This is a genomic window from Pantoea sp. ME81 (assembly GCF_903970985.1).
GTDB lineage: Bacteria > Pseudomonadota > Gammaproteobacteria > Enterobacterales > Enterobacteriaceae > Pantoea > Pantoea communis.
The window spans coordinates 1-5,968 of sequence record NZ_CAJCKS010000236.1 but is presented as its reverse complement, the minus strand read 5'-3'; the positions used below and the strand labels follow the sequence as shown (position 1 = coordinate 5,968).

General features: G+C 51.7%; 4 protein-coding genes and 1 pseudogene. 3 read left to right on the top strand and 2 right to left on the bottom strand.

What is annotated here, in order from left to right; all coding sequences use genetic code 11:
- Window positions 1–295: Rid family hydrolase (locus H7A81_RS25015; protein WP_182059066.1), on the bottom strand; the 295-nt coding region annotated here is incomplete at its 3' end.
- Between the two features lie 25 nt (window positions 296–320).
- Window positions 321–1,460, bottom strand: coding sequence for a tyramine oxidase subunit B (locus tag H7A81_RS25010; RefSeq protein WP_182059065.1), 1,140 nt, complete (start codon window positions 1,458–1,460; stop codon window positions 321–323).
- A 231-nt stretch (window positions 1,461–1,691) separates the two neighbouring features.
- Between H7A81_RS25010 and H7A81_RS25005 the strand changes: the two genes are divergently transcribed.
- The 3 genes and pseudogenes from H7A81_RS25005 to mqo form a co-directional block, all read left to right on the top strand.
- Complete coding sequence (locus H7A81_RS25005; RefSeq protein WP_034823993.1) at window positions 1,692–2,522, top strand: helix-turn-helix domain-containing protein; 831 nt, start codon at window positions 1,692–1,694, stop codon at window positions 2,520–2,522.
- Window positions 2,523–2,671: 149 nt separating this feature from the next.
- Entirely contained in the window at window positions 2,672–4,060 is a 1,389-nt protein-coding gene (locus H7A81_RS25000; protein WP_182059064.1) for an APC family permease, read from the top strand.
- Window positions 4,061–4,366: 306 nt separating this feature from the next.
- A pseudogene (gene mqo, locus H7A81_RS24995) lies at window positions 4,367–5,842 on the top strand (malate dehydrogenase (quinone)); the annotation flags it as partial.
- Between the last annotated feature and the right edge of the window lie 126 nt (window positions 5,843–5,968).

Here is a 5,968-nt window from a genome sequence, read left to right as displayed (position 1 = left end):
CTCGGAACTTCTCACCAATGATCGCCATCACTACAGGTACATCTGCAGGGTCCTGAATAAAGACGCGTGAGCACACCACATCCTGTAATGAGGCATCGATGGCTGACAGTGCGGCTTCGATATTGGCAAACACCTGCAAAGTCTGCTCGCGCAGGTCTTCGGGAATTTCTTTGGTTTGTGGGTTGCGACCGGCGGTGTTGGAGACATAAATCCAGTTATCCACGGCCACGATGCGCGAATAACTCGCCTGCTCTTCAAATTTCGAACCGGTTTTCACTTTAATGATATTGGTCATGATGTTTTCTCTGTTAATCAGTGGATTAGCTTAAAACCGGTGATTCCCACAGGTTGAGTTTGACGCCTATGCCTTTTTCCAGCGCATTGCGATACAGCACCGTGCCCCAGGCCACATCTTCCACCGGCATACCACCGACAGACATGATGATGATCTCGCTATCGTTTTGGCGGCCCGGCGCCTCGCCGGCGACAATTTTGCCAATATCCTCCAGTTGCTCCGCCTGCAGCTGCCCTTCAGCGACCATATCCATAAAGCGCACACCGATAATCGGCACGCAGCGATGCGCAGGCTTGGGAACTTCCTCAAACCAGGCGTGATAGAGTCCGGTGTTATCCAGCACCTTGCGCACATCGGGTAGTTCCATGCCTTGATCGATATTGCACAGCGCAGGCATGGCGAGGAACGCGCCAGCTTTCACCCATTCACGTTTCACAAGCGGATAAGTGGCGGGATCACCGACTTCACCTGAGCTGCAATAAGTGACAATGTCACTGTCGCGCACTACCGCTTCCAGTGAGTCGACAATTTCTATCTGCTTAATTTGCGGATAGGTCTCCTGCACCCAGGTAATGAAGTTATCGAGGCTGCGCTGGCCGCGTCCTTTGACTTTGATGGTGTCGATGTGTGGGCACACAGCAATAAATGCCGCTACAGCGGTTTTTCCCATCACGCCCGGTCCGAGCAAACCGATCACGCGAGAATCCTTTCGCGCCAGATGACGTGCGCCGACGCCCGGCACCGCTCCGGTGCGATACGCCGACAGCAGATTGGCTGACATATGCGCCAGCGGCGCGCCGGTATCCGCATCATTGAGGGTGAACATCAGAATCGAGCGTGGCAGCCCTTTCTCACGGTTGGCGATGTTGGAGCCATACCACTTAACCCCAGCCGTGCCGAAATTGCCGCCAAGGTAGGCAGGCATCGCCATCATGCGGCGATCGGCAGTGGGTTTTGGCATCGTCGGGAACGGCGAATTTTCCGGGAAGGTCACCATCGCGCCGTGAGAATCATTGTTGGATCCGGCCATGCGATAGTCGCCGTGATACAACAGGCCAAACATCTCTTCCATGGTATCGACACAGGCGGCCATATCGGTCACGCCCGCACGAATCATGTCTTGCTCCGACAGGTAAATAAAATCAATCCGGGTTGAATCACTCATAAGTCGCCTCATCAATCAGTCTTTTGGTCTATTTCCCGCCGTGGCGAGCGCTGCCATCAATAGCGATTTCACAGGCTAAAACCGTCTTAGGTGTCGATGGTCTTCGCTGGGTGAAATAGAAATAGCGCGTCAGTTGTCGAGCTGTATTGAATATTTGCGACATGAAGAAATTTGTGCGTGGCACAGCCCTTGCATCACTCAGACAGTAAATAGCCCGCAGCGGAGCCCGCCATGACACAATTGCCTCTCTATCGCCACAGTGGATTTCAACCCGAGCAGCCATGGTTTGTGCTGAACGCCGCGCAGCATTATTCGCTGATTGCGTCAGACAACCCGGCTATTTCCCATTTCTACAGTTTTGATGTGGCGCAGAGTGCCAGCATGACGCTGGCGATTCCCGACGGCTGCGTGGATATCGTGTTTGATTGCGATGCGCAGCGTCCTGCAGCACGCGTGTGTGGCACCACGCTGGAAGCGCGCGGTGCCGATATGCAGCATAACCACCACTATTTTGGTGTGCGCTTCGCACCGGGCATCATTCCTGATTTCCTCGATGTGATGGCAGAAGAGATTCCCGATCGAGAGTTTAATTTCCTCGATGTGGTGCCGGATGCACGGTTAGCCTTTGAACAAATCGTGCAAACGCGCGATTTTTCGCGGCAGATTGCTTTGTTCAACGCCAGTTTCACGCCGCGCCTGGTGCGCAAAGCTTCCGCCGTCACATCCTTGATCATCCACACCATGCGCCAGCAGAAAGGCAACATTCGCATTGATCAACTGGAAGCGCTGACCGGCTACACCTGCCGCACTATTCAGCGCCAGTTTCGCCAGGATACCGGGATGTCACCCAAGGCTTTTAGCCGCATTTTGCGCTGTCAGTCGGCGCTGGGCAGCATTCACTTACAGCAGGAAGTATCGTTTAGCGATCTGGCCTTTGATCTTGGATTTAGCGATCAGTCGCACTTCCTGCGCGAGTTTAAAAAGTTTGTCAGCACCACGCCCTGTGATTATCAGCGGCGTATTTCGCATGATGCCTATTTCCATCGTTTGCGTTTCCACTGAGCACTAAAAGGGTGCAGCGTTGCACTGTGACGCTGTCCGATTTTTTCTATCCGCCAGATGCTCAGCTGAGAAATGATGCCGCTATGTTACCTGCCTCAGGCGGCACAGATTGCCTGAGAACTTTCTCTTAGCGGTTGAGGGCTTTGGCGATGAATACGGATTCCGGCTTACGCAAAAACACGTTGGGTTTGTTTTCTCTGGTCTTTTTTGTCGTCGCGGCAGCCTCGCCGCTGACAGGCGTGGTGGGCGGCTTGCCGGTGGCGATTATTTCCGGCAACGGCGGTGGCATTCCGGTGTTTTATATTCTCTCGTGTATTATTTTGATGTTATTCGCCGTGGGCTTTATTGCCATGAGCCGTCATGTCAATAATGCGGGGGCCTTTTATACCTATATCTCTAAAGGAATGGGCGAAAACTGGGGCGCTTCCGCGTCAGTATTAGCGTTGATGGCGTATATCTCTATTCAGATTGCCATCGTGGCAATGCTGGGATTCTTCACGCAGTTATTTATTGAAGAGCACTTTTCTGCCCATATTCCCTGGTGGGCATTGAGCATGCTATTTGTGCTGGTATGCTGGGTATTGAGCATTAAACGCGTCGAAGTCGGTGGAAAATTACTCGGCATATTAATGCTGGCGGAAGTGGCTATTGTGTTACTCACCGATGTGATGCTGTTAATCAAAAAAGTCGGTCCTTACAGCTTCCAATCGTTCGAGCCGTCGGTGTTTATGCAGGGCAATCTTGGCATCGCCTTTATTTTCACCATCGCCGCTTTTATCGGTTTTGAATCTACCGCCATATATGCGGAAGAGTGCCGTGACCCACATAAAACTGTGCCGCGTGCCACAGTATGTGCCTTGTTACTGATCACGGCATTTTTCTGTTTCACCAGTTGGTCACTGGTGCAGGCATACGGTTTTGATCAGATTGTCGCGATTGCCAGCAAAGATCCCGGCAACTTCGTGTTTAACATTACCCGGCAATATGTTGGACAGTGGGCCGTAGAAACCATGTCGGTATTGCTGATCACCAGTTTGTTTGCGGCGGCGCTGGCGTTTCATAACAATATTTCACGTTATCTGTTTAGCATTAGCCGCGATGGTTTGATCTGGAAAGAGCTGTGCAAAACTCATCCCACTAACGGCACGCCACATAATGCCAGCCACGTTCATAGCGTGATCATGCTGATGCTACTGGCAGGTATGGGCAGCGCGGGATTGGACCCAATGGTGCACATCTTCGCTATCGGTTCTGCCGTCGCCACACTGTGTATTTTGATTTTACAACTGGGCGTTTCCGCTGCCGTGATACTGTTCTTCCGTCGGATGGAGAATAGCGAAAATCCATTCACCGTATTCTGGGCACCGTTACTGTCAATGGTGTGTATGAGCGTGACGATTATTTTGGTGGTCAATAATCTGCAATCCTTAAGCGGCAGTGATTCCAGCGTGGTGAAGATGATTCCCTGGTTCATTGCTGGCTGCGCCTTGATGGGATACGGCATGTCGCTGAAACGCAATTTTAAAGTTCGCGCTTAATCATCGTCGTGGTGCGCAGCCATGCGCACCCAGTTAGCGAGTAAATATTTAACCTGGCGTTATGGTGTTTTATTTGACCTAAGTCGCGATGCTCGCTATAAAGAATAACCGCGCAGTACTCACGGATATATCTCCCTACCTTTCGCATTCATTGCTTAAATTCCCGCCACATTGGTTTTATGTAAGTTAAGTAATTAACACCAATACTTTATTAACTAAAAACAAGTTAATCTTTTAGTAACAATCTTTTAATTTGCAAACCGAAATTTTAACGTTCACCTGCAAAGTACAAAGATCAGGATCAGAATGACTCACTCTAAAAAAATCGTGTCTGCCCTTTCACTGGCAGCGCTGCTTGTTTCTTCAGTGGTCCACGCTGAAAACGCACCAGAAAAAACCGATGTTCTGTTGATTGGCGGCGGCGTCATGAGCGCCTCACTGGGAACCTGGCTACAGGAACTGCAACCAGGCTGGAAGCAGCTGATGGTTGAGCGTCTGGATGGCGTCGCACTGGAATCGTCTAACGGCTGGAACAACGCCGGTACCGGTCACTCTGCGAACATGGAACTGAACTACACGCCAGAGCGTGCAGACGGTTCAATCGACGTGAGCAAGGCGCTGGAAATTAACGAAGCTTTCATGATTTCCCGTCAGTTCTGGACCTCTCAGGTACAGCGCGGCGTAATGCATGACCCGCGTTCATTCATCAACTCCACCCCACACATGAGCTTTGTCTGGGGCGATAAAAACGTTGAGTATCTGACTAAGCGTTACGATGCACTGCAGAAAACCACCCTGTTCCAGGGCATGAAGTTCTCTACCGATCACAAGCAGATTGAGCAGTGGGCTCCGCTGGTGATGGAAGGTCGTGATCCTAATCAGAAAGTGGCAGCCACCTGGACGCCAGTCGGTACTGACGTTAACTACGGTGAAATCACCCGTCAGTTGATTGGCAGCCTGAAGAAAGATCAGAACTTCAAATTAGAAACCTCTTCAGAAGTGACTGATTTCAAACGTAACAGCGATAATTCATGGCACGTCACCATCAAAGATGTGAAGAGCGGTGAGAACCGTTCGGTTGACGCGAAATATGTGTTTATCGGTGCAGGCGGCGCGGCCATCAAACTGCTGCAGAAAACAGGTATTCCTGAAGCGGATAACTACGGCGGCTTCCCGGTCGGTGGTTCGTTCCTGATGACCGAGAATCCAGAAGTGACCAGTCGTCACCTGGAAAAAGTGTACGGCCAGGCTTCAGTCGGTGCGCCACCGATGTCTGTTCCACACATCGATGCCCGTAATCTGGACGGTAAACGCGTAGTGCTGTTTGGGCCGTTCGCGACCTTCTCCACCAAATACCTGAAAAATGGCTCACTGTTCGATCTGTTAAGCGCTACCACCACCAGCAATATCATGCCGATGACTCACGTGGGTATCGATAACTTTGACCTGGTGAAGTACCTGATTGGTCAGGTGATGCTGAACGACGACGATCGTTTTGCCGCGCTGAAAGAGTACTACCCGAACGCACGTAAAGAAGACTGGAAACTGATCCAGGCGGGTCAACGCGTACAGATCATCAAGAAAGATGCGGATAAAGGCGGCGTGCTGAAACTCGGCACCGAAATCGTGACCGATCAGCAGAAAACCGTGGCGGCCCTGTTGGGTGCATCACCAGGTGCTTCAACTGCTGCGCCAATCACCCTCGACGTGATGAAGAAGTTGTTCCCGGAGCAGTTCGCTTCTCCTGAGTGGCAAGAGAAGATTCGCGGCATTATCCCAAGCAGAGCGTAAGGGCTGCGTGTAGGGAAAGAGCGTACGGCCGGGGATGTGCAACGCGGCGCGTGGGTGCAGTCAGCATGACCGGTGAGTAGGGAGCGGCACGAGAACGACGGAGATACGTGCGAAGTC

Bases quoted from the DNA above. Each gene is read 5' to 3' on its own strand.
- H7A81_RS25010 (WP_182059065.1), bottom strand. From the start codon at position 1,460: ATGAGTGATTCAACCCGGATTGATTTTATTTACCTGTCGGAGCAAGAC.
- H7A81_RS25005 (WP_034823993.1), top strand. From the start codon at position 1,692: ATGACACAATTGCCTCTCTATCGCCACAGTGGATTTCAACCCGAGCAG.
- H7A81_RS25000 (WP_182059064.1), top strand. From the start codon at position 2,672: ATGAATACGGATTCCGGCTTACGCAAAAACACGTTGGGTTTGTTTTCT.